Below are 21,471 nucleotides of genomic sequence, written 5' to 3'. Positions count from 1 at the left end.
GTGACCGATCGTACGCACGCTCCGGAGGCGGAGGGGGCTGCTGACGCCCCGTCCGCTTCCGGGCTGAGCCGCCGGGGTCTCCTCGGGCTCGCACTCGGCGCCGGCGCGGCGGGGCTCGCTGTCGGCGGCGTCGCCGGCGTCCTCGGTGGCAGAGCGCAGGCGGAGGCGTCAGCTCCCGTTGAGGCGCACGCCTTCTTCGGCGAGCATCAGGCCGGCATCACGACGCCTGTGCAGGAACACCTCCACTTCGCCGTCTTCGACATGATGCCGCGTACGGACAGGGGCGATCTCATCGAACTCCTGCAGGACTGGTCCTATGCGGCATCCCGAATGACGCAGGGTCTTGAAGTCAGCGCGACGGGGGCGGTCGGCGGCGATCCGCAGACACCTCCGGACGACACCGGCGAGGCTCAGGGTCTGCCTGCGAGCAGCCTCACCATCACCTTCGGTCTCGGCCCGACCCTGTTCGAGAACGAAGAGGGCGATCGTTACGGCATCGCCGATCGGCGGCCGACGGCGCTGGAGCGGTTGCCGGCCTTCCTGGGCGACGATCTCGACCCGGACGCCTCCCATGGCGACCTGTGCATTCAGGTCTGCGCTGACGACCCCCAGGTGACGGTGCACGCCATCCGCAACCTGTCCAGGATCGCCTTCGGGAGGGCGAGGCTCCGCTGGTCCCAACTCGGTTTCGGCAAGACCTCGCGCACCACGAGCGATCAGGCGACGCCGCGGAACCTCTTCGGGTACAAGGACGGCACGGCGAACATCCTCGCCGACGACACAGCAGCACTCGGCGAGCACGTCTGGGTGGCGGCCACCGATGAACCTGCGTGGCTGGCCGGCGGCTCGTACCTGGTCGCTCGCAAGATCGCCATGCTCATCGAGACCTGGGATCGCGTCCGGCTCGCCGAGCAGAACCGCATCATCGGACGGGACAAGGCCGAGGGAGCGCCTCTGTCCGGCGGTGATGAGTTCACGGAACCGGACTTCACGGCCGCGGCGATCGATGAGGACAGTCATGTGCGCCTCGCGCACCCGGACCTCAACGACGGCGTCCGCATCCTTCGTCGCGGCTTCAACTATGTGGACGGCAACAACGGCCTCGGCAGGCTGGATGCGGGCTTGTTCTTCCTGTCGTACCAGCGCGACCCTGCGCAGTTCGTCGCGCTGCAGCGATCGCTCTCCACTGATCTCATGAACGAGTACATCCGCCATGTCGGCACGGGGATCTGGGCCATCCCGCGCGGCGCGGCGACCGGCTCGTTCGTCGGAGCCGAGCTGTTCGACTGATTCCGGACCTGCGCCGGATCAGGCCCGTGGTCGGCGGGAGCCGGTCGGGTCGTTGCGCCGGGTCGGCTTCGGAACGAGCGTCCTGTCGGCGAAGAGCCAGTGGGATCGCGGCTCGATGAGCGGCCGGAACAGCCACCGCACGGGCCGGGTCGCCAGCACGACGGCGATCGCCACCGAGAGCAGGATGACGCTGGGCAGCCAGAGCCAGGTGGGCTCGGCGTTGCGCAGGATGCCGGATTCCCGGAACGGGTAGAGCACGAAGGAGTGCAGCAGGTAGACGTACATCGTGTACTGGCCGAACTGCGTCCACCAGGTCGTCCGTCGGGGGATGAGCACGAAGAAGGCTGCGGTGAGCAGCAGGCCGAGGGCGATCAGCGCCAGCCGGACGCCGCCGGACCACCACGCGTCCGCGCCGAGGTCCGAGTACGAGTCGTCGTAGAAGAACCAGGTGTCGAGATCGACGTGCCTCCACAGCTCGACCCAGTGCCAGGCGACGAAGACGTCGACGGCGAGGACGATGGCCGCGGTGAGGCGGAGCCACCACGGCCGGAAGTCGATGAGGCGGAAGCGGTCGACGATGTCGTGCTCGCGGAGCCACCAGCCCAGCAGGAAGAACGGCAGGAATCCGAGGGTGCGCGAGAGCGAGAAGGTGCTGTTCACGTTCGAGAGGTAGCCGGCGCCGATCGAGATGAGCAGGCCCCACAGCAGCGGCCAGCGCAGCAGGGCGAGGTAGGGGAGGACGAGCCGGAAGATGCCCAGCGCGAGCAGGAACCACAGCGTCCACGACGGGCGGGTGAGGTTCGGGTCGGCCTGTCCCTCCACGAGCCACTTCGTGAGGGTCCACAGGAGTTCGAAGATCACATAGGGGACGATGATGTCGGTGATGACGCGGGCCATCTGCCGTCTCGTCGGCGGGGCGGATTTCGAGAAGTAGCCCGCGATGATCGCGAAGGCCGGCATGTGGAATGCGTAGAACGACAGGTAGAGCGCCATCGCGATGTCGGAGTCGTAGGTGAGGCGCTGGATCGCATGCCCGAGTACGACGAGAACGATGCACGCGTAGCGTGCGTTGTCCCAGAAGGGCACACGGCGCCGCGGCCTCGCGATGCCGCCCGTGACGGGGCCGGTGGGCGTCTCCGCGGCAGTGCTCATCCCCTGAGGCTACCCGGCGGGAATAAAGTTGTGCGCGTCGCGTTGACTCAGATACATTCAAATGAATAGAAACGGATGCCACCGCATCCGTTCGACGAACACGGAGCACACCATGAGCGAGCAGGCCGGTACCGCGGGGATGCAGTTCGGCATCTTCAGCGTCAGCGACATCACGCAGAACCCCGTCACCGGCGAGACGCCGAGCGAGGCGCAGAAGATCAAGGACGCGATCACCATCGCGAAGCACGTCGAAGAGGTCGGTCTGGACGTGTACGCCATCGGCGAGCACCACAATCCGCCGTTCTGGTCGTCGTCGCCCTCGACCACCCTCGCAGCCATCGCAGGGCAGACCGAGCGGATCGTGCTCTCCACCTCGACCACGCTCATCACGACGAACGACCCGGTGAAGATCGCCGAGGACTTCGCCATGCTCCAGCACGTCTCGGACGGGCGCACCGACATCATGATCGGGCGCGGCAACACCGGGCCGGTGTATCCCTGGTTCGGCAAGGACATCCGGCAGGGGCTGCCGCTGGCGATCGAGAGCTACAACCTCCTGCACCGGCTGTGGCGCGAGGACGTCGTGGACTGGGAAGGCAAGTTCCGCACACCGCTGCAGGGATTCACCTCGACCCCTCGTCCGCTGGACGGCGTCGCGCCGTTCGTCTGGCACGGCTCGATCCGCACGCCCGAGATCGCGGAGCAGGCGGCCTACTACGGCGACGGCTTCTTCGCGAACAACATCTTCTGGCCCAAGGAGCACTACCAGCGCCTCATCGAGCTCTACCGCCAGCGCTACGCGCACTACGGACACGGCACGCCCGAGCAGGCGATCGTCGGCCTCGGCGGTCAGGTGTTCATGCGGGCGAAGTCGCAGGATGCGGTGAACGAGTTCCGGCCGTACTTCGACAACGCGCCTGTATACGGACACGGCCCGAGCATGGAGGACTTCACCGAGATGACTCCGCTGACGGTCGGCTCGCCGCAGCAGGTCATCGACCGCTACGCGGCGATGCGTGAGACCTTCGGGGACTACCAGCGCCAGCTGTTCCTCGTCGACCATGCAGGCCTTCCGCTGAAGACCGTCCTCGAGCAGCTCGACATCCTCGGTGGCGAAGTCGTCCCCGCCCTGCGCAAGGAGCTCGCGAAGGACCGACCTGCCGACGTGCCGGATGCTCCGACGCACGCCTCCCTCGTGAAGGCCGCCTACGGTGACGGGCCGACGCGCGAGGCGCGCCCCGGGGCGAACCGCGGTGACAACCTCACCGCCGGCTCGCCGTACCAGGACACGCCGGCACCGGCCGGTGCTGCGTTCGGCATCAGCCGGAAGGAGGCCTGAGATGACCATGCGTCGCATCGCCGTCGTCTCGGCCGGGCTCTCCAACCCCTCGTCGACGAGGATGCTCGCGGATCGGCTGGCCGCGCAGACCGTGGCCGAGCTGCAGAAGCACGGCGGCCAGGGAGGGATCGAGGCGTCGGTGGACGTGATCGAGCTGCGCGACTTCGCGCACGACATCACGAACAATCTGCTCACCGGGTTCGCTCCGCCCGCGCTGGAGACGGCGATCAACACCGTGGTGTCCGCGGATGCCCTGATCGCCGTGACGCCGATCTTCTCGACCAGCTACTCGGGGCTGTTCAAGTCCTTCATCGACGTGCTGGACCCCGATTCCCTCAGCGGCATGCCGGTGCTCATCGGGGCGAACGCGGGCACCGCACGCCACTCGCTCGCGATCGACTACGCGATCCGCCCGTTGTTCGCCTACCTGCACGCCGAGCCGGTCTCGACGGGCGTGTTCGCGGCATCCAGCGACTGGGGTTCGACCGCGGATGACGTCGCACCGCTGTCGGCGAGAGTCGAGAAGGGGGCCAGGGAGCTCGCGGAGGCGATCGCCCGCCGGGACGCCTCGGCAGCGGGAGACCCCTTCGACCCGGCGACCTACCTCGGCGAGGGGCGCTCGTTCGGGCACCTGCTCGGCGGGCTGGCGGGGGAGTGACCGCCGGGCGGTGAGCCGCCACGCGCTCGCATGACGAAGGCCGCCCCGATCGGGGCGGCCTTCGCTGCGGTCAACCGCTCTTGCGCCGGAACTCGCGGTGCGTCTGGGCGGCGTGCGTGCCGTGGATGGCGGAATCCCCATCCAGGTGCGCCTCGCCCTTCCTGCTCTGCGCGTTCTTCTTCGCGAGCGCTTCCTGGAACTTGCGCTTCATCTCATCCTGGGGAGAGACGGCGTCGTCTGGCGTGCTCATGGCGTCAGCCTAGTCGGATGCAGGGTCGGAAGGGGAGGGTGTCGTTCGCCTGCGGCGCAGACCAAGGTCGATGAGCGCTCCGACGCCCACAGCGACGACGATCGAGACGATGACCGCGACGAGGGGGCCTCCGGGGATGAGGGCCGCGACGACGGCGCCCACCGCGGCTTGATACGCGGCCCAGCCGGTGGCCGCGACCGCGACGAGGGCGGCGTAGCGCGGGAAGGAGATGCGTGTCGCTCCGGCGACGAGGTTGATCGCCAGCCTGGCGAACGGGATGAACCGTGCCGTGAAGAGCACGGCCGCCGTGCCCGCGTCCAGTCTCCGTCGTGCCCAGCGTTGAGCGGCCCTGAAGCGTTCCGTCCGCATCCAGCGCCAGCGCTCGAGGCCTGCCCAACGTCCGATCCCGTAGCAGAGCAGGTCGCCCGCGGCCGCCGCGACGGCAGCGCAGACGATCACCGCCCACAGCGGGGGTGCGCCAGCCGACAGGGCGAGAGCGCCGAGCGCCGTGACGGCGATCTCCCCTGGCACGACGACGAAGAACGCATCGCCCAGGACGAGCAGGGACATCACGGCGAGAGCCCACGGGCCGGTGGCGGCCTCGGCGACGGCATCCGGGATCATGCTCCGAGACTCGCGCGCCGAGGTGAACGGAAGCCGACGTGCGGATAGCGGGTGAAGGGCAGCCGTGCAACAGGTGAACTCTCGGTGGTCGGGCCCGGATCGGCGCCGCGACGCCTCGGACGCGCGGCATCCTGGCACCGTGAGAGTCGCGATCGTGACCGAGTCCTTCCTGCCGCACATGAACGGCGTCACGGGATCCGTCCTGCAGATCCTGCGCCACCTCGAACGCACGGGACACGATGCCCATGTGATCGCGCCCGACGCCGTCGGCATCCCCGCCGCCGTCCACGGCACCCGCGTCGAGCCGGTGCCGAGTCTGGCGCTGCCCGGGTACCGGAACGTGCGCGTCGGGGCGGCGACCGCTCACCGCGTTGCCGCGTCCCTGCGGGCGTTCCGCCCTGACGTCGTGCACCTCGCGTCTCCGTTCGCGCTCGGCTGGCGCGGCGCGCTCGCGGCGGAGCGGCTCGGTGTTCCGGCGGTGGCGGCCTACCAGACCGACGTCGCGGCCTACACCGAGCGCTACCGGGTCCCCGCCACGACGGCGTTCGCGCAGAGCCATCTGGTGCGCCTGCACCGCAAGGCTGCGCTCACGCTCGCCCCGTCGAGCGAGTCCGAGCAGCAGCTCGCCGCGCTCGGCATCGACAGGGTGCGCCGATGGGGACGTGGCGTGGATGCCGAGCGCTTCCACCCGGACAAGCGCGACGATGTCGCCTGGCGGAGACATCCAGACGAAGTGCTCGTCGGATACGTGGGACGCCTCGCCGCCGAGAAGCAGGTCGAGGACCTCCGTGTCCTTCGATCGGTCCCCGGAATCAGGCTCGTCATCGTGGGCGATGGCCCTGCCAGGCCACGGCTCGAGAGCCTCCTTCCCGAAGCGGTGTTCCTCGGACACCTCGACGGCGACGCGCTCGCCACGGCCATGGCCGCCCTGGACGTCTTCGTGCACCCTGGCGAGAGCGAGACCTTCGGGCAGACGCTTCAGGAGGCGCATGCGAGTGGCGTGCCGATCGTCGCCACCGGTCGTGGGGGCCCGGTCGATCTGGTCCGCATGGGCGTGGACGGCTGGCTCTATCGGCCAGGCGATCTCGAGGACCTGCGGATGAGGGTGAGCGACCTGGCCGGAGATGCGCGAAAGCGACGCGCGTTCGGGGAAGCGGGGCGTGCGGCCGTCGAAGGCCGCAGCTGGCGCGCGGTCTGCGATCAGTTGATCGGGCACTACGGCGAGGCGCGGGAGCTGTTCCGGGTGGATCGGGCGCTGCGCTCGCGGCGTGCAAGGCGCCCTGAGCCGTCGAGAATGCTCGAAGGACGGCGCTGGCAGCGGTACGTGGCGCTGGGCGACTCGCTCACCGAAGGGCTCTGTGACCCTGGTCCGGACGGAATGCTGCGCGGTTGGGCCGACCGACTCGCGCTGCTGCTCGCCGCGGACGGCGGCCTGCACTACGCGAATCTCGCCGTGCGTTCTCGCCGCGTGCACCACGTCGCGGGGGAGCAGCTCGCCAGGGCGCGAGCGCTGCGACCCGATCTGGTGTCGATCCTCATCGGTGCGAACGATCTCGTCCGCTCGCACGTCGACATCCCCGCGCTCGCCGCATCGGTGGAGGAGACCGTTCGTCTGCTCCGCAAGGACGGCGCGGATGTGCTGCTCGTCACGCCGTTCCTGCCGGATCGCCGGGCGGCACGCATCTATGCCTCCCGCTTCGCGGCGTTCGCGGTGCAGCTCGCGCAGATCGCCGAGCGCACGGGCGCGATCCTCCTGGACACCGACCTGCACCCCTCGCTCGCCGATCGGGAGAACTGGGGCGAGGACATGGTGCACCTCGGCAGCCGGGGCCATCGCTTCCTCGCCTATCGGGCGGGCGAGGTGCTCGGAGTACCGCACGCGCACGCGCTCGGTGCGCTCGACGCGGTGCTCCATGACCATGAGGTGCACATCACCCGCGCGGCGTGGTGGCGCGAGCACGCGCTGCCATGGGTCTGGCGGAGGCTGAACGGCCGAGTCGCCGGCGACGGCCGTGTCGCGAAGCACGACGACTTCGTCTACATCGGCCGTTCTTCGCGCCTCACGCGCATCGAGGTGCGCTGAGGCGTGTCCTCAGCTCCCGAACGGAACGATGAACAGCACCAGGGCGACCGCGGCGGCGACCGTGATCGACAGGCCCCAGATCGCGAGAGCCCTCGGCCGGCTCAGCGCGACGGCCAGGATGCCCAGCACGAGCGCGACCATCCCGATCATCAGGACGGCCATCACGGCGATGGCCGCGACGCCCAGCGCCTCGATGCCAGGAGTCGCCGCCGCGACGAGGTATCCCGTGACGGCCACGACAGGCATCGCGATGGCCGCGACGAGCGCGGAGACCGCGAGCCCCCGCCGTCTCGGGGTCGTCTCGGCGCTGTGATCGTCCATGGCACGACCATACGGGTCGCGCCCGATCGGCGGGAGCACGCGAGCGTGGACACGCTGCGACGGTCGCTCGGTACGAGACGGACAGCAGGGGCATGCGCTGGTAGGCTGAAACGGAGTGGAATCAGCGAGAAGCTGGTCCCCTGTGGTGGGTTCCTCGGCACGGATGCCGGGTGATCGTCCACTGGTGGCCAGCGCAGGTGAGATTCGCGGGAATGCCCGCGCGCCCGGACTCGCAGGGTCCGCTCCGTGAATGAGCTCGCCCGTCACACGGACGGACGAGTCTAAACAAAGAAGGAGAGACCTCTTGGAAGGTCCTGAAATCACCGCCACTGAGGCCGTTCTCGACAACGGCCGCTTCGGCACCCGTACCATCCGCTTCGAGACCGGCCGGCTCGCCCAGCAGGCGCAGGGATCGGTCGCGGCCTACCTCGACGGCGAGACCATGCTGCTGTCGGCGACCTCGGCGAGCAAGAACCCGCGCGAGGGCTTCGACTTCTTCCCGCTGACGGTCGATGTCGAGGAGCGCTCGTACGCCGCGGGCAAGATCCCCGGATCGTTCTTCCGTCGCGAGGGACGCCCCTCCACCGAGGCCATCCTTGTCTGCCGTCTGATCGACCGTCCGCTGCGCCCGTCCTTCGTCGATGGCCTGCGCAACGAGGTCCAGATCGTCATCACGGTGCTGTCGATCGCTCCCGGTGAGTTCTACGACGCACTGGCCATCAACGCGGCATCCGCGTCCACGCAGATCTCCGGCCTGCCGTTCTCCGGCCCGATCGCCGGCGTGCGCCTGGCGTTCATCCCCGGCAACGGTCAGCACGCCGACCAGTGGGTGGCGTTCCCGACGGCCGAGCAGGTCGCCGAGGCCGTCTTCGACCTCGTCGTCGCCGGTCGTGTGGTGACCAAGGCCGACGGCACCGAGGACGTCGCGATCATGATGGTCGAGGCCGAGGCGACCGAGGGCAGCTGGAACCTCATCAAGGCGGGCGCCACCAAGCCCAACGAGGAGATCGTGGCCCAGGGCCTCGAGGCCTCCAAGCCGTTCATCTCCCAGCTGGTCAAGGCCCAGGCGGAGCTCGCAGCGACGGCCTCCAAGGAGCCCGGCGTGTACCCGGTCTTCCTGCCGTACAGCCAGGAGACCTACGACTTCGTCTCCGCGCGTGCGTTCGCCGAGCTCAGCGACGTGTACCAGATCGCCGACAAGGTCGAGCGCCAGAACGCGGACGACGCGATCAAGGATCGTGTCAAGGCCGAGCTTATCGAGGCCACCGAGGCTGGCACCCTGCCTGCTGCGGCTCCGCTGGAGTTCTCCGCCGCGTACAAGTCCGTCACGAAGAAGATCGTCCGCGGACGCATCCTCACCGAGGGACACCGTATCGACGGCCGCGGCCTCGCCGACATCCGTCCGCTCGACGCCGAGGTCCAGGTCATCCCTCGCGTGCACGGCTCGGCGATCTTCCAGCGCGGCGAGACCCAGATCATGGGCGTCACCACGCTGAACATGCTCAAGATGGAGCAGCAGATCGATTCGCTGTCTCCCACCACGAGCAAGCGCTACATGCACCACTACAACTTCCCGCCCTACTCGACCGGTGAGACCGGACGCGTCGGTTCGCCGAAGCGTCGCGAGATCGGGCACGGCTTCCTCGCCGAGCGCGCCCTCGTGCCGGTGCTGCCCAGCCGCGAGGAGTTCCCCTACGCGATCCGCCAGGTCTCCGAGGCGCTCGGCTCCAACGGCTCGACGTCGATGGGCTCCGTCTGCGCCTCGACCCTGTCGCTGCTGAACGCGGGCGTGCCGCTGCGCGCACCCGTCGCCGGCATCGCCATGGGCCTGGTGTCCGACGAGGTCGACGGTGAGACCCGCTACGCGGCGCTCACCGACATCCTCGGTGCCGAGGACGCCCTCGGCGACATGGACTTCAAGGTCGCGGGCACGAGCGAGTTCGTCACGGCGATCCAGCTCGACACGAAGCTCGACGGCATCCCCTCGTCGGTGCTGGCCGGGGCGCTGACCCAGGCCAGGGACGCCCGTCTGACGATCCTCAACGTGCTCAACGCCGCGATCGACGCGCCCGACGAGATGGCGCCGACCGCGCCGCGCGTCATCAGCGTGCAGATCCCGGTCGACAAGATCGGTGAGCTGATCGGGCCGAAGGGCAAGACGATCAACGCGATCCAGGACGAGACCGGCGCGCAGATCTCCATCGAAGAGGACGGCACCGTCTACATCGGCGCGACCGACGGCCCCTCGGCCGAGGCCGCACGCGCTCAGGTCAACGCGATCGCCAACCCCACCAACCCGGAGGTCGGCGAGCAGTTCCTCGGAACCGTCGTGAAGATCGCCACGTTCGGTGCGTTCATCTCGCTGCTGCCCGGCAAGGACGGCCTGCTGCACGTCACCGAGGTGCGCAAGCTCGCCGGTGGCAAGCGCGTCGAGAACGTCGACGACGTCCTCTCGGTCGGCCAGAAGATCCTCGTCAAGATCACGAAGATCGACGACCGCGGCAAGCTGTCGCTGGAGCCCGTCCTCGACGACGCTCCCGCAGAGGCCGCGCCCGAGGCGGAGACCGCCGAGGACTGATCCTCCGCACCATCCCGCAGGCCCGGATTCCTCGCTGACAGCGATGGGATCCGGGCCTGCGGCGTATCGGCGTGATCAAACCGTTATGGCGAATTCTCCTGCCGTTCGCGTGAACGGCAGGATGGTTCGATTTCGTCGCTTACCCTCGAAGAAAGCACCGGGGGGTGCTCATAGGGCAAAGCAGTGCAGTACTACTCGCGGGGGTGAGAACATGCGTCTCTTCGGCGTCGGCACGACCGGCCAGACCGGGCCTGCCGAGAGCGCGCTCGCGCAGCATCCGTCCTCGCCCATCCCTGTCGTCGGGCCGGGAATCGGAGAGCAGCTCAGGGTGCCGCTGGGGGAGACCGGATACCAGACGTTCCCGCTCATGCTCGGCGCGGCCGAGTTCGGCTGGAACGTCGACCTGGAGACCAGCCACGAGATTCTCGACCGCTATGCGGAGTTCGGCGGAAACGCCGTGCACACGGCCGACGGCTTCTCCGGCGGGCGCAGCGAGCACATCATCGGTCAGTGGCTCCGCTCGCGCGGGCGCCGCGACACGACGCTGCTGAACGTCCGGATCGGCGCGCATGCGGACAACCCCGGCCTCGGCTCGGTCAATCTCGTCCGTGCCGTCGAGGGATCGCTCACCCGCCTCGGTGTCGAGCGTATCGACGTGGTCACGCTGGATGCGACCTTCGATGCCACGACGAACATCGAGGACACCCTGGCCACCGTCGAATGGCTCAGGGACACAGGCAAGATCGGCGTCATCGGAGCGTTCGGCTTCACGCCTGAACGTCTGGTGGAAGCCAGGATCCTCGCGGCAGCCGGATACCCGCGCATCGAAGTGCTCGATGCGCCGTACAACCTGGCCAGACGCCATCCGTTCGAGGGCGACATCAGGCTCGTCGCCGGTGCGCAAGGGCTCGCGGTGACTCCGTCGCACGCGCTCGAGCACGGCTTCCTCTCCGGCCGGCACCGCGACAAGGCGGTCGTCGCCCGTGGCGTGCGCGGCGTGCAGCTGCGAGAGCAGCTCAACCGGCGCGGCATCAAGATCCTGCGTGCGCTCGATCAGGTCGCGGCCGAGATCCAGGCGCCGGTCGCCGCGATCTCGATCGCGTGGCTGCTCGCGCAGCGCACCATCACCGCGCCGATCGTGAACGCCTTCGCCACCCAGCACGTGGACGAGCTGATGCAGGGTGCAGGCATCGCCCTGACCAGGGCTCAGCTCGCCGACCTCACGAAGGCATCCGACTGGCGCTGATCCGCGCGTCACAGGCGTGCCCGTGACCGGTTCGTGACATAGGGTGGAAGTGCCCGTCAACGGACGCTGGCGACGAAGCGAGTGATATTCAGTGACGCACTACATCTATCTGGTCAGACACGGCGAGCATCAGGATGCCGAACACGGCGTCGATGACGGACCCCTCTCACCGCGAGGCCAGCGACAGGCGGAGCTGATCGCGGATCGGTTGTCCGGTCTCCCGCTCGACGCGGTGTGGCATTCTCCGCTGCTGCGGGCGACGGAGACCGCGCGCGCCATCGCGGAGCGCCTGCCGTCCGTGGATCCCGAGCCCTCCGCGCTGCTGTTCGACTGCGTGCCGACGGGGGTGACGGAGGACACCCCCTCCGCCTTCGAGCCGTTCTTCGGCTCCGTGACGCCTGCGGAGATCGAGGCTGGTGCGGCGCAGATGTCGGATGCCGTCAACGAGTTCCTCGTGCGCAAGCAGGGCGATGTCCACGAGGTGCTCATCACCCACAACTTCGTGATCTCCTGGTTCGTGCGCGAGGTCCTCGCTGCCCCGGAATGGCGATGGATGACGCTGAACCAGGCGCACTGCGGGCTCACCGTGATCGCGCAGAAGCAGGGAAGGCCATGGACCCTGCTGACGCACAACGACCTCGGTCACCTCCCCGTCGAGCTCAGGACGGGTCTGCCTGACGCGATCCCGGTCTGAGATCCTGACCTGCGTGCAGGTCTCATTCCTCGCGGAGGAGCTTGCGATACCACCGCGTCGCGTTCGGGTTGTCGTTGTAGGGGTCGATCGAGACGAAGCCGCTGCGTGCATAGAGGGCGCCGGCCGCCTCGAGGCTGTGATGCGTGTCGAGGACGAGCTCCGCGGCGCCCGCGTTCCGCGCCAGCCGCTCCAACTCCTCGAGGATCGCGCGGCCCCAGCCGCGGCCTCTGGATCGCGCGGCGAGGAAGAGGTGCTTGACCTCGTAGCGGACGCCTTCGTTCGAGTCGGGAAGTCGGCGGATGCCGCCGCAGCCCACCGCCTCCCCGGCGGGGCCTGCGAGCAGGAACACGCCGGCGGGAGGAGTGAAAACCTCCGGGGCGGGGAAGACGGGGCGGTACCCGCCGCCCGGGAACTCCTCGGCGCGCAGGGCGAAGTACTCCGTCAGGATGGCGTGCGCTTCCGGCTCGGCAGGGGACACGGCGCGGAACTCGAGCATGCGTCAACGCTACTCCGCTCGGCGCCCGTACCGTGCGTCTGCATGCCGTTCATCGCATACGCGAAATAGGATGGGACTCATGACCACGCAGGTAGCTCTCGTCGGTGGTACCGGCAAGCTCGGTTCGATCATCCGCACGGTGATCGATGAACTCGACGGATTCGTCGTGTCGCGAGTGCTCACCAGCGCCAGTGACCTCTCGGAGCTCGATGGTGCCGATCTCGTCGTCGACGCATCCACGCCGCAGGTGAGCGTCGACGTCGTCCGAGCGTCGGTCGAGCGGGGCCTCAACATCCTCGTCGGGACGTCGGGGTGGTCGAACGAGCGCATCGCTCTGGTCCGCCCGCTCGTGGACGCGGCGGAGACGGGAGCAGTGTTCATCCCGAACTTCTCGCTGGGCTCCGTGCTGGGCTCCGCCTTGTCGGCGGCTGCGGCGCCGTTCTTCGACTCCGCGGAGATCGTCGAGGCCCACCGCGAGACGAAGATCGACTCTCCGAGTGGAACGGCCGTGCGCACCGCAGAGCTCATCGCCGCCTCTCGTGCCGAGAGGGGCCCCGTCAGCGCCCCGCATGCCGACCAGCGCGCCAGAGGACAGCAGGTGGCGAGCGTGCCCGTGCACTCACTGCGTCGGCCGGGCGTCGTCGCCAAGCAGGAGGTCATCCTCTCAGGTCCAGGGGAGTCGTTGGTGATCACCCATGACACCGTCGATCCCGCGCAGGCGTATGCGCCGGGGATCCGACTCGCGCTGCCCTACGCGCTGCAGGCGCGCGGAGTGGTCGTCGGCCTGGAGAACATCGTCGACATCGGCATCCGAGCCCGCTCGTGACCGCGCGCATCGGCGTGGCCGTGATGACGGTCTGCCTCGTGCTGTACTTCCTCGTCGCGGGTCAGCAGGCGTTTCTGCTCATCGGTACGGGGGAGCCCGTCGCGATCGTGATGGGCGCCGCCCTCATCGTCCTGCCGCTCATCGGCGTCTGGGCCGTCGTGAGGGAGATCCAGTTCGGCGTCGCCGCCGATCGGCTGGGGCGTCGCCTCGACGCCGAGGGGGGGATGCCCGCAGCGGAGTCGGAGCTCACCCCGAGTGGGCGGCTGGCGAAGTCGGATGCAGAGGTTCTCGTTGCGCGCTACGAGGCAGAGGCAGCAGCGGACTCGGGGGAGTGGCGTGCGCAGTACCGCTTCGGAGTGGTGCTGGACGCCGCCGGACGCCGCAAGGATGCCAGAGCGCGCATCCGTACGGCGATCCAGCTGGCGAAGGACGCCGGCTGACTCAGGCCAGCGTGGCCTCGAGGGTGATCTCGATACCTGCGAGCGCCTGGGATACCGGGCATCCGGTCTTCGCGCCCTCGGCGATCTCGTGGAACTGCTCGGGGGTGAGGCCAGGGACGCTGGCGTTGACGTTCAGGTGACTGCCGGTGATGCCGGTGCCCGGCTTGAAGGTCACGGAGGCCGTCGTGTCGACGCGCTCCGGCGGCGTTCCGTTCTCGCTCAGCGCGTGCGAGAGAGCCATGCTGAAGCACGACGCGTGCGCGGCAGCGATCAGCTCCTCGGGAGTGGTCGTGGTCGAGGACCCCTCGCTGCGGGCCTTCCAATCGATCGGGAACGTCCCCAGATGGGAGGACGAGAACGAGACCGTGCCCGAGCCCTCGGCGAGGGATCCGGTCCAGGTCGTGGTGGCTTCGCTGGTGACGGGCATGTGTCCTCCAAGGGGTTGCGGCGGGTGTCCGGCCCAGCCTATCGACCGCCGCGCCCCGGGGGAACGGTCACGCCGTCGCGGAACGGCCGAGGATGCCCGCACGCTGCAGCAGCAGGTAGAGCTGGCAGCCGAGGCAGAACGAGAAGACGGCATTGAGGAACGCGGCGATGAACGCCGCCGCTGCTGCGATGGGCAGCGCCCACGGCACGCCGGCGAGGTGGAGCAGCAGCCCGACGCCGACGACGAACAGCCCGACACCCTGCGCGAACCGCGGCGGCCGCGGGTCCTCCAGCTCCTCCGGCGGGGACAGTCGCGGACGGATGAGGCGCCGGAACACGACTCCCCAGGGTGCGGTCCTTGGGGACACGACGCTCCAGAGGAACAGCAGCGCGACGACGACGAGGAGGAGGAAGCCGGGATCGAGCGCGCGCTGCGCGATGGATGCTGTCGCAGCAGCGGGAGAGATCCCGACGAGCGCCAGGAGCACGGAGGCGAGCAGGAGGACAGCGGTGATGCTGGCCGCGAAGCGCGGGCCGCGGGGGTCGATTCCGGCGGGGGAGGTCATCTCTGCTCCTGGAGGGTGGGGACGGCGCGGAGCGCCTCGATGATCGCCGACCGATCGGGCACTCCGCCCCATCGGCTGAGCACCGTCCCCGACGCGTCGACGAGGAAGGCGGTCGGGGTCTGGAGCACGTGGTAGCGGGTGGCGAGGTCTGCGCGGTCGGTGAGATCGACGTCGATGTACGCGACGTCGTCGACGGATTCTGCGATGCCGCCGAGCATCCGCCGCACCTGCGGGCACCGTGCGCACAACTCGGTGCTGAACTGCACCAGGGTCGCGCCCGTGCCGAGCGGGGAAGGAAGATCGCGCTCATCGACGCGCAGTCCGCCTCCGGCTCGGCGCCGGCCGTCTCTGGATCGCAGCAGGAGGCCGATCGCCGTGGCCAGCACGATCACCGCGATGACGATCACGACGGCGGTTGTCAGCGGCATATCAGAAGCGTAGAGGCCCGGAACCGACCCTGGCCCCGATGTGTCTGCGAATGACACCCCCGCTCGCCCCCCGTGTCGGTGGCGGGAAGGTATCCTTGCGGGCATGAGCGAAGTCGTTCCCACGCCGTACGAAGACCTGCTCCGCGATGTGCTGGAATCCGGCACGCACAAGGACGACAGGACCGGTACCGGCACGACGAGCGTCTTCGGGCGGCAGTTGCGCTTCGACCTGTCTCAGGGCTTCCCGCTGGTCACCACGAAGCGCGTGCATTTCAAATCGATCGCCTACGAGCTGCTGTGGTTCCTGCGCGGCGACTCCAACGTGAAGTGGCTCCAGGACAACGGCGTCACGATCTGGGACGAGTGGGCGGATGCTGACGGCGATCTCGGGCCGGTGTACGGAGTCCAGTGGCGCTCCTGGCCGACGCCGGACGGCGGGCACATCGACCAGCTCTCGCAGGTGATCGATCAGATCCGGCAGACACCGGACTCCCGGCGCCTCATCGTGTCGGCCTGGAACCCCGCCGACATCCCCGACATGGCGCTCGCGCCCTGCCACGCGCTGTTCCAGTTCTACGTCGCAGACGGACGGCTGTCCTGCCAGCTCTACCAGCGCAGCGCCGACCTGTTCCTCGGGGTTCCGTTCAACATCGCCTCCTATGCCCTGCTCACGCTGATGATCGCCGAGCAGGCGGGGCTGGAGCCCGGTGATTTCGTCTGGACGGGCGGCGACTGCCACATCTACGACAACCACATCGCTCAGGTCCGTGAGCAGCTCACCCGCGAGCCCTACCCCTATCCGACGCTGCGCTTCGCGCGCACGCCGTCGTCGGTCTTCGACTACACGTACGACGACTTCATCGTCGAGGGATATCAGCACCACCCTCCGATCCGCGCGGCGGTGGCGGTATGACCTGGGTCGGGCTCATCTGGGCAGAGGCGCGCGGCGGCGTGATCGGTGCCGAGGGCGGCATGCCGTGGCATGTTCCCGAGGACCTCGCCCATTTCAAGGAGATCACTCTCGGCGCCCCCGTGATCATGGGGCGCAAGACCTGGGACTCCCTCCCGGAGCGGTTCCGCCCGCTCCCCGGGCGGGACAACGTCGTGATCACGCGGCAGCAGGACTGGACCGCCGATGGCGCCCGCCGGGTCTCGACGATCGTCGAGGCCGTGCGCGGTCGCGAGGAGGCATGGGTGATCGGCGGGGCGGAGATCTTCGCCCAGGTCATCGCTGACGCCGATCGGCTGGAGGTCACAGAGCTCGACCTCGATGTTGCGGGAGATGCCTACGCTCCCTCGAAGGAGGGCTGGCGCCTCATCGACGAGGGGGAGTGGCAGACCTCGCGCACCGGCATCCGCTACAGGTTCCTGCGGTACGAGCGCTGATGCCGCTCGCACTCGTCACGGGCGCCAGCGCGGGACTCGGCGCGGAATTCGCCAGGCAGCTCGCCGCACGCGGAGCCGATCTCGTTCTGGTGGCCCGTTCCGCGGAAGCGCTGGACGCCCTGGCCGATGACATGAGGTCCAGGTACGGCGTCGCTGTGCAGGTGATCGTCGCGGACCTCGCCGTGCAGGATGATGTCGAGCGCGTCGCCGCGCGGCTGAGCGACACTGTCGATCCCGTCGATCTCCTCGTGAACAATGCCGGGTTCGGGTTGCCGCTGCAGTTCGCCGACAACGCCGTCGAGGATGAGGTGCGTCACCTCCGTGTGCACGTCGAAGCATCCCTGCGCCTCATGCACGCGGCGCTTCAGACGATGCGGGGCCGCGGGGGACGCATCATCAACGTCGCCTCCGTCGCGGGATTCATCTCACGATCGACGTACTCCGCCTGCAAGGCCTGGCTGATCGGTTTCAGTCGTTGGGCGAACGCGGAGTACGCGGGTGATGGCGTGAGCGTCACCGCGCTGTGCCCCGGATTCGTGCACACCACCTTCCACGAGCGCATGGGACTCGAGAAAGGTCAGGAGGGCGTGCCGGGGTTCCTCTGGTTGAACGCGCCGTTCGTCGTCGAACGGGGCCTGAAGGATGCGGCACGAGGCCGATCCGTATCGATCCCCTCGCTGCGCTATCGCCTCATCGTCGCGCTGACCGGGGTGCTCCCGCGTGCTCTGACCGCCGGCGTCGCCCGGCGGGGGAGGATGTGATGCCTCGGTCGCCGCTCAACGGAACCGCCCGAGCCGGATGCCTGCGAAGGTCAGCGCCCCGATCGTCTCGCCGTCCGTGATCCGGCCGTCGGCGACCATCCGCAGCACCTCTTCGAAGTCCACCCATGCGACCTCGACGATGCCCTCCTCGCCCTGCGTGTGGACGGCGTCGGCCGCGGACGAGAGGCCTCGGGCGAGGAAGACATGCTCCGGCGCCCGCGCGATGCCGTTCAGCGCGTTCATGGATCCGAGCAGTGTCCACTCGGACGCCGTGAGACCCGTCTCCTCCTCGAGCTCACGTCGGGCCGCGGTCAGCGGGTCCTCTCCGTCCGTGCCGCCGGCCGGGATCTCGATGCTGCGGCCTGTCGTGTAGCGATCGAGCGTGACGAGGCATACTCGATCCCGCTCGTCGAGCGCCACGACGAAAACCGCGGGATTGCGCATGGTCACGACACCGTAGATGCCGTCGCCGGCAGGCCCGGACACGGCATCCTCCCGCACTGAGATCCATGGGTTCTCGTAGACGAGACGAGTGCCGCGGGTATGCCAGGTCATGCACGTGACTCTATCCGGCGCCGTGACGGGCGCCTCCGACCCGATACGCTGGAGACATGACGCACTCGGGCAACCCATTCGGACAGGTTCTCGTCGCGCTCGTCACACCGATGACGGCCGACGGCGAAGTCGACTGGCCCGCGGTCGAGAAGCACATCGATGACGTCGTCACCGCGGGTGCGGACGGCATCGTCGTGACAGGGACGACGGGTGAGACGTCGACCCTCACGGATCCCGAGAAGCTCAAGCTCGTCGAGGTCGGTAAATCGGTCTCCGCCGGCCGGGCGAAGATCATCACCGGCGGCGGCTCCAACGAGACCGCGCACGCGATCGAGCTGTACAAGGCCAGCGAGAAGGCCGGCGCAGACGGCATCATGATCGTCACACCGTACTACAACAAGCCCACTCAGGCGGGCATCCTGACGCACTTCCGCCTCGTCGCGGATGCCACGGACCTGCCCGTCATCCTCTACGACATCCCTGGGCGCACCGGCGTTCCGATCCGTTACGAGACGATCCTCCGGCTCGCCAAGCACCCGAACATCCTCGCTGTGAAGGACGCCAAGGGCGACTTCTCCGAGGTGAGCCGCGTGCTCAACCAGACGGATCTGATGTACTTCTCCGGCGACGACGCGAACGTCCTCCCGCACCTGGCGATCGGGGCGGCCGGGCTGATCGGCGTCACCGCGAACATCACGGCGGCGCCATACCGCACCATCGTGGATGCGGTGAACCGTGGCGACCTCGCCACGGCGACGGCCGAGCACAAGCGCCTTGAGCCGCTGGTGCGCGCCGTCATGACCCACGTGCCCGGAACGGTGTCCGCGAAGTACATCCTGCACGGGCTCGGCCGCATCTCGAGCCCCCGCGTCCGTCTGCCCCTGGTGGGGCCGGAGGAGTGGGAGGCCGCACTCATCGAGGACGAACTCGCCCTCGTGAACGGCGTGCCAGGGGCCGATTTCTCGAACTTCCGCCCCGACCGCAATGCGGCCGCCGGTGGAGCGTTGCCGAAGGTGCACGGCACGACGCGCTGAAACGATACGGGCGCGGAGCGCGCCCGACGCACGAACGGGCGCAGAGCGCTCGACTGAGGAGAGACCATGTCCATCCCGATCGCCGAACCGGAAGCTCTCGCGGAAGGGACCCTGCGCGTCACGCCGCTCGGCGGTCTCGGCGAGGTCGGCCGCAACATGACCATCTTCGAGTACGACGGCAAGATCCTCATCGTCGACTGCGGTGTGCTGTTCCCCGAGGAGCACCAGCCGGGCGTCGACCTGATCCTTCCCGACTTCGAGCCGATCCGCGACCGGCTGGATGACATCGTCGGCGTCGTGCTGACCCACGGGCACGAGGACCACATCGGCGCCGTGCCGTATCTGCTGCGCCTGAAGAACGACATCCCCCTGATCGGCTCCGGGCTCACGCTCGCCCTCGTCGAGGCGAAGCTCAAGGAACACCGGATCAAGGCTTTCACCCTCACCGTCGCCGAGGGGCAGCAGGAGAAGGTCGGGCCGTTCGACCTCGAGTTCGTCGCCGTGAACCACTCGATCCCCGATGCGCTCGCCGTGGCGATCCGCACACCCGCCGGGCTGGTGCTTGCCACGGGTGACTTCAAGATGGATCAGCTGCCGCTGGACGGCCGGATCACCGACCTCAGGGCGTTCTCGCGCCTGGGTGAGGAAGGCGTCGACCTGTTCCTCGTCGACTCGACCAACGCCGACGTCCCTGGCTTCACGCCGACGGAGCGCTCGATCGGGCCCGTGCTCGACCAGGTGATCGGCAAGGCGCCGCGCCGCGTCATCGTGGCCAGCTTCTCCAGCCACGTGCACCGCGTCCAGCAGGTCATCGACGCCGCGCATGCGCACGGTCGACGGGTGGCCTTCCTCGGCCGCAGCATGGTGCGCAACATGACGATCGCCGAGCAGCTGGGATATCTCCAGGTGCCGGACAACGTGCTCATCGACTACAAGAAGGCGCGCGATCTGCCCGACGACAGGATCGTCTACATGTCGACCGGTTCGCAGGGCGAGCCGATGGCGGTGCTCAGCCGCATGGCCAACCTCGACCATGCGATCGAGCCCGGCGAGGGCGACACCGTCATCCTCGCCTCGAGCCTGATCCCCGGCAACGAGAACGCCGTCTACCGCGTCATCGACGGGCTGACCAAGCTCGGTGCGAACGTCGTGCACAAGGCGAACGCGCGGGTGCACGTCTCGGGGCACGCCGCGGCGGGCGAGCTGCTGTACTGCTACAACATCCTCAAGCCGAAGAACGTGCTCCCTGTGCACGGCGAGTACCGGCACCTCATCGCCAACGCGAAGCTGGCCCAGGACACCGGCATCGCAGAAGAGAACACGATCATCGGCTCGAACGGGACCGTGATCGATCTCAAGGACGGCGTCGCACGCGTGGCCGGTCAGCTGGATCTCGGCTTCGTCTACGTCGATGGCTCGACCGTCGGCGAGATCACCGATGCCGACCTGAAGGACCGCCGGATCCTCGGCGAGGAGGGCTTCGTGTCCGTCATCGTCGTGGTGGATGCCGCGACAGGGCGCATCATCACCGGTCCGGAGATCCATGCGCGAGGAATTGCGGAGGACGACTCCGTGTTCGACGACGTCACCCCGAAGATCGTCGCCGCCCTCAAGGAGGCGTCCGGCAACGGCGTGCGGGACACCCACGCGCTGTCGCAGGTCGTCCGGCGCACGATCGGCCGCTGGGTGAACCAGAAGCTGCGTCGGCGTCCGATGATCGTCCCGCTCGTCATCGAGGCGTAACACGCGGCGCGTAGACTCCCGGCATGTCGGGTGCCTACGCGATCCGTCCGGCTGTCCAGTCGGACGCGACCTTCCTCGGCGACATGGTCGTCGAGGCGGCGAACTGGCGCGCGGGAGGCGCCCGACCACGGCATGAGGTGGTGGCCTCCTCCGAGCATCGTCGGTACATCGCGGGGTGGATGCGTCCGGCGGATGCCGGTTTCGTCGCCGTCGACGAGGTGGGGGTGCCCATCGGTGCAGCCTGGTACCGGATGCTGCCGCGCACGGAGCCCGGCTTCGGCTTCGTCGGCACGGCGGTGCCGGAGCTCATCATCGGTGTGCGCCCCATCTGGCGGGCCCACGGCATCGGCCGGGTGCTGCTGCGCTCCCTCGTGCGCCGCGCGGGGGAGGAGGGCTACGCTCGCATCAGTCTGAGCGTGGAGCGCGACAACTTCGCGCGTACGCTCTATCGTTCCGAAGGTTTCGCGGTCACCCAGCGCGGCCTGCTCCGGGACACGATGGTGCACAGGATCGCATGAGGCCGAGGGCGGTGATCCGCTCGAAAGCCGCGTCATTGCGGGACGATGTCGGCCCGT

The 21,471-nt window shown here is 68.6% G+C and carries 24 protein-coding genes; 15 read left to right on the top strand and 9 right to left on the bottom strand.

What is annotated here, in order from left to right; genetic code table 11:
• A complete protein-coding gene (gene efeB, locus ACWGJP_RS13185) occupies positions 1-1,290 on the top strand; it encodes an iron uptake transporter deferrochelatase/peroxidase subunit (protein WP_452330232.1) in 1,290 nt (429 codons plus the stop codon).
• 18 nt (positions 1,291-1,308) lie between these two features.
• On the opposite strand, the gene ACWGJP_RS13180 is transcribed toward efeB, so the two are convergent.
• Positions 1,309-2,442, bottom strand: a complete 1,134-nt coding sequence (locus tag ACWGJP_RS13180; protein WP_452330231.1) for an acyltransferase family protein — start codon at positions 2,440-2,442, stop codon at positions 1,309-1,311.
• 112 nt (positions 2,443-2,554) lie between these two features.
• Between ACWGJP_RS13180 and ACWGJP_RS13175 the strand changes: the two genes are divergently transcribed.
• On the top strand, positions 2,555-3,781 hold the full coding sequence (locus ACWGJP_RS13175) for an LLM class flavin-dependent oxidoreductase (RefSeq protein ID WP_452330230.1): 1,227 nt from the start codon (positions 2,555-2,557) through the stop codon (positions 3,779-3,781).
• A 1-nt stretch (position 3,782) separates the two neighbouring features.
• On the top strand, positions 3,783-4,439 hold the full coding sequence (locus ACWGJP_RS13170) for an FMN reductase (protein ID WP_452330229.1): 657 nt from the start codon (positions 3,783-3,785) through the stop codon (positions 4,437-4,439).
• 70 nt (positions 4,440-4,509) lie between these two features.
• On the opposite strand, the gene ACWGJP_RS13165 is transcribed toward ACWGJP_RS13170, so the two are convergent.
• Positions 4,510-4,689, bottom strand: coding sequence for a DUF5302 domain-containing protein (locus ACWGJP_RS13165; protein WP_452330228.1), 180 nt, complete (start codon positions 4,687-4,689; stop codon positions 4,510-4,512).
• A gap of 9 nt (positions 4,690-4,698) precedes the next feature.
• Positions 4,699-5,313, bottom strand: a complete 615-nt coding sequence (locus ACWGJP_RS13160) for a DedA family protein (RefSeq protein WP_452330227.1) — start codon at positions 5,311-5,313, stop codon at positions 4,699-4,701.
• Between the two features lie 154 nt (positions 5,314-5,467).
• Between ACWGJP_RS13160 and ACWGJP_RS13155 the strand changes: the two genes are divergently transcribed.
• Positions 5,468-7,396 (top strand): GDSL-type esterase/lipase family protein, encoded by a 1,929-nt coding sequence (locus ACWGJP_RS13155; RefSeq protein ID WP_452330226.1) that lies wholly within the window; start codon positions 5,468-5,470, stop codon positions 7,394-7,396.
• 9 nt (positions 7,397-7,405) lie between these two features.
• Here ACWGJP_RS13155 and ACWGJP_RS13150 read toward each other — a convergent pair whose 3' ends face one another.
• Positions 7,406-7,717, bottom strand: coding sequence for a hypothetical protein (locus tag ACWGJP_RS13150; RefSeq protein ID WP_452330225.1), 312 nt, complete (start codon positions 7,715-7,717; stop codon positions 7,406-7,408).
• Between the two features lie 304 nt (positions 7,718-8,021).
• Here ACWGJP_RS13150 and ACWGJP_RS13145 point away from each other — a divergent pair, with 304 nt between their 5' ends.
• The 3 genes from ACWGJP_RS13145 to ACWGJP_RS13135 all read left to right on the top strand — a co-directional run bounded on the left by ACWGJP_RS13145 (position 8,022) and on the right by ACWGJP_RS13135 (position 12,235).
• Entirely contained in the window at positions 8,022-10,295 is a 2,274-nt protein-coding gene (locus ACWGJP_RS13145) for a polyribonucleotide nucleotidyltransferase (protein WP_452330224.1), read from the top strand.
• Positions 10,296-10,506: 211 nt separating this feature from the next.
• The gene (locus ACWGJP_RS13140) at positions 10,507-11,541 is read left to right on the top strand and encodes an aldo/keto reductase (protein WP_452330223.1); all 1,035 of its coding nucleotides are present in this window, start codon (positions 10,507-10,509) and stop codon (positions 11,539-11,541) included.
• A gap of 91 nt (positions 11,542-11,632) precedes the next feature.
• Positions 11,633-12,235 carry a histidine phosphatase family protein gene (locus ACWGJP_RS13135; RefSeq protein ID WP_452330222.1) on the top strand — a complete coding sequence of 201 codons (603 nt, stop codon included), beginning with the start codon at positions 11,633-11,635 and terminating at the stop codon, positions 12,233-12,235.
• A gap of 22 nt (positions 12,236-12,257) precedes the next feature.
• Here the strand turns inward: ACWGJP_RS13135 and ACWGJP_RS13130 are convergent, their stop codons facing one another.
• Entirely contained in the window at positions 12,258-12,731 is a 474-nt protein-coding gene (locus ACWGJP_RS13130; RefSeq protein ID WP_452330221.1) for a GNAT family N-acetyltransferase, read from the bottom strand.
• A 79-nt stretch (positions 12,732-12,810) separates the two neighbouring features.
• Between ACWGJP_RS13130 and dapB the strand changes: the two genes are divergently transcribed.
• On the top strand, positions 12,811-13,557 hold the full coding sequence (gene dapB, locus ACWGJP_RS13125; protein ID WP_452330220.1) for a 4-hydroxy-tetrahydrodipicolinate reductase: 747 nt from the start codon (positions 12,811-12,813) through the stop codon (positions 13,555-13,557).
• Positions 13,554-13,997, top strand: coding sequence for a hypothetical protein (locus ACWGJP_RS13120; protein ID WP_452330219.1), 444 nt, complete (start codon positions 13,554-13,556; stop codon positions 13,995-13,997). Before dapB ends, ACWGJP_RS13120 begins: the two co-directional genes overlap by 4 nt.
• A gap of 1 nt (position 13,998) precedes the next feature.
• Here ACWGJP_RS13120 and ACWGJP_RS13115 read toward each other — a convergent pair whose 3' ends face one another.
• The 3 genes from ACWGJP_RS13115 to ACWGJP_RS13105 form a co-directional block, all read right to left on the bottom strand.
• A complete protein-coding gene (locus tag ACWGJP_RS13115; protein ID WP_452330218.1) occupies positions 13,999-14,424 on the bottom strand; it encodes an OsmC family peroxiredoxin in 426 nt (141 codons plus the stop codon).
• Between the two features lie 67 nt (positions 14,425-14,491).
• Positions 14,492-14,989, bottom strand: a complete 498-nt coding sequence (locus ACWGJP_RS13110) for a DUF4395 family protein (protein WP_452330217.1) — start codon at positions 14,987-14,989, stop codon at positions 14,492-14,494.
• Positions 14,986-15,417, bottom strand: a complete 432-nt coding sequence (locus ACWGJP_RS13105; RefSeq protein WP_452330216.1) for a TlpA family protein disulfide reductase — start codon at positions 15,415-15,417, stop codon at positions 14,986-14,988. The genes ACWGJP_RS13110 and ACWGJP_RS13105 overlap by 4 nt, the downstream gene beginning before the upstream one ends.
• Before the next feature lie 103 nt (positions 15,418-15,520).
• On the opposite strand from ACWGJP_RS13105, the gene ACWGJP_RS13100 reads away from it, so the two are divergent.
• The 3 genes from ACWGJP_RS13100 to ACWGJP_RS13090 are packed head-to-tail and all read left to right on the top strand — an operon-like array spanning position 15,521 to position 17,564.
• A complete protein-coding gene (locus ACWGJP_RS13100; RefSeq protein ID WP_452330215.1) occupies positions 15,521-16,330 on the top strand; it encodes a thymidylate synthase in 810 nt (269 codons plus the stop codon).
• Entirely contained in the window at positions 16,327-16,803 is a 477-nt protein-coding gene (locus ACWGJP_RS13095) for a dihydrofolate reductase (RefSeq protein WP_452330214.1), read from the top strand. The genes ACWGJP_RS13100 and ACWGJP_RS13095 overlap by 4 nt, the downstream gene beginning before the upstream one ends.
• Entirely contained in the window at positions 16,803-17,564 is a 762-nt protein-coding gene (locus ACWGJP_RS13090) for an SDR family NAD(P)-dependent oxidoreductase (RefSeq protein WP_452330213.1), read from the top strand. Before ACWGJP_RS13095 ends, ACWGJP_RS13090 begins: the two co-directional genes overlap by 1 nt.
• A gap of 15 nt (positions 17,565-17,579) precedes the next feature.
• Here ACWGJP_RS13090 and ACWGJP_RS13085 read toward each other — a convergent pair whose 3' ends face one another.
• Positions 17,580-18,119, bottom strand: coding sequence for an NUDIX domain-containing protein (locus tag ACWGJP_RS13085; RefSeq protein ID WP_452330212.1), 540 nt, complete (start codon positions 18,117-18,119; stop codon positions 17,580-17,582).
• Between the two features lie 56 nt (positions 18,120-18,175).
• Here ACWGJP_RS13085 and dapA point away from each other — a divergent pair, with 56 nt between their 5' ends.
• The 3 genes from dapA to ACWGJP_RS13070 all read left to right on the top strand — a co-directional run bounded on the left by dapA (position 18,176) and on the right by ACWGJP_RS13070 (position 21,414).
• Complete coding sequence (dapA, locus tag ACWGJP_RS13080) at positions 18,176-19,153, top strand: 4-hydroxy-tetrahydrodipicolinate synthase (protein ID WP_452330211.1); 978 nt, start codon at positions 18,176-18,178, stop codon at positions 19,151-19,153.
• A gap of 66 nt (positions 19,154-19,219) precedes the next feature.
• The gene (locus tag ACWGJP_RS13075) at positions 19,220-20,896 is read left to right on the top strand and encodes a ribonuclease J (RefSeq protein ID WP_452330210.1); all 1,677 of its coding nucleotides are present in this window, start codon (positions 19,220-19,222) and stop codon (positions 20,894-20,896) included.
• Positions 20,897-20,919: 23 nt separating this feature from the next.
• On the top strand, positions 20,920-21,414 hold the full coding sequence (locus tag ACWGJP_RS13070) for an N-acetyltransferase family protein (RefSeq protein WP_452330209.1): 495 nt from the start codon (positions 20,920-20,922) through the stop codon (positions 21,412-21,414).
• The last annotated feature ends 57 nt before the right edge of the window (positions 21,415-21,471 follow it).

This window comes from Microbacterium sp. NPDC055903 (genome assembly GCF_053615555.1).
The sequence above is the reverse complement of the archived record's forward strand: the minus strand, read 5'-3'. Positions and strand labels throughout refer to the sequence as shown.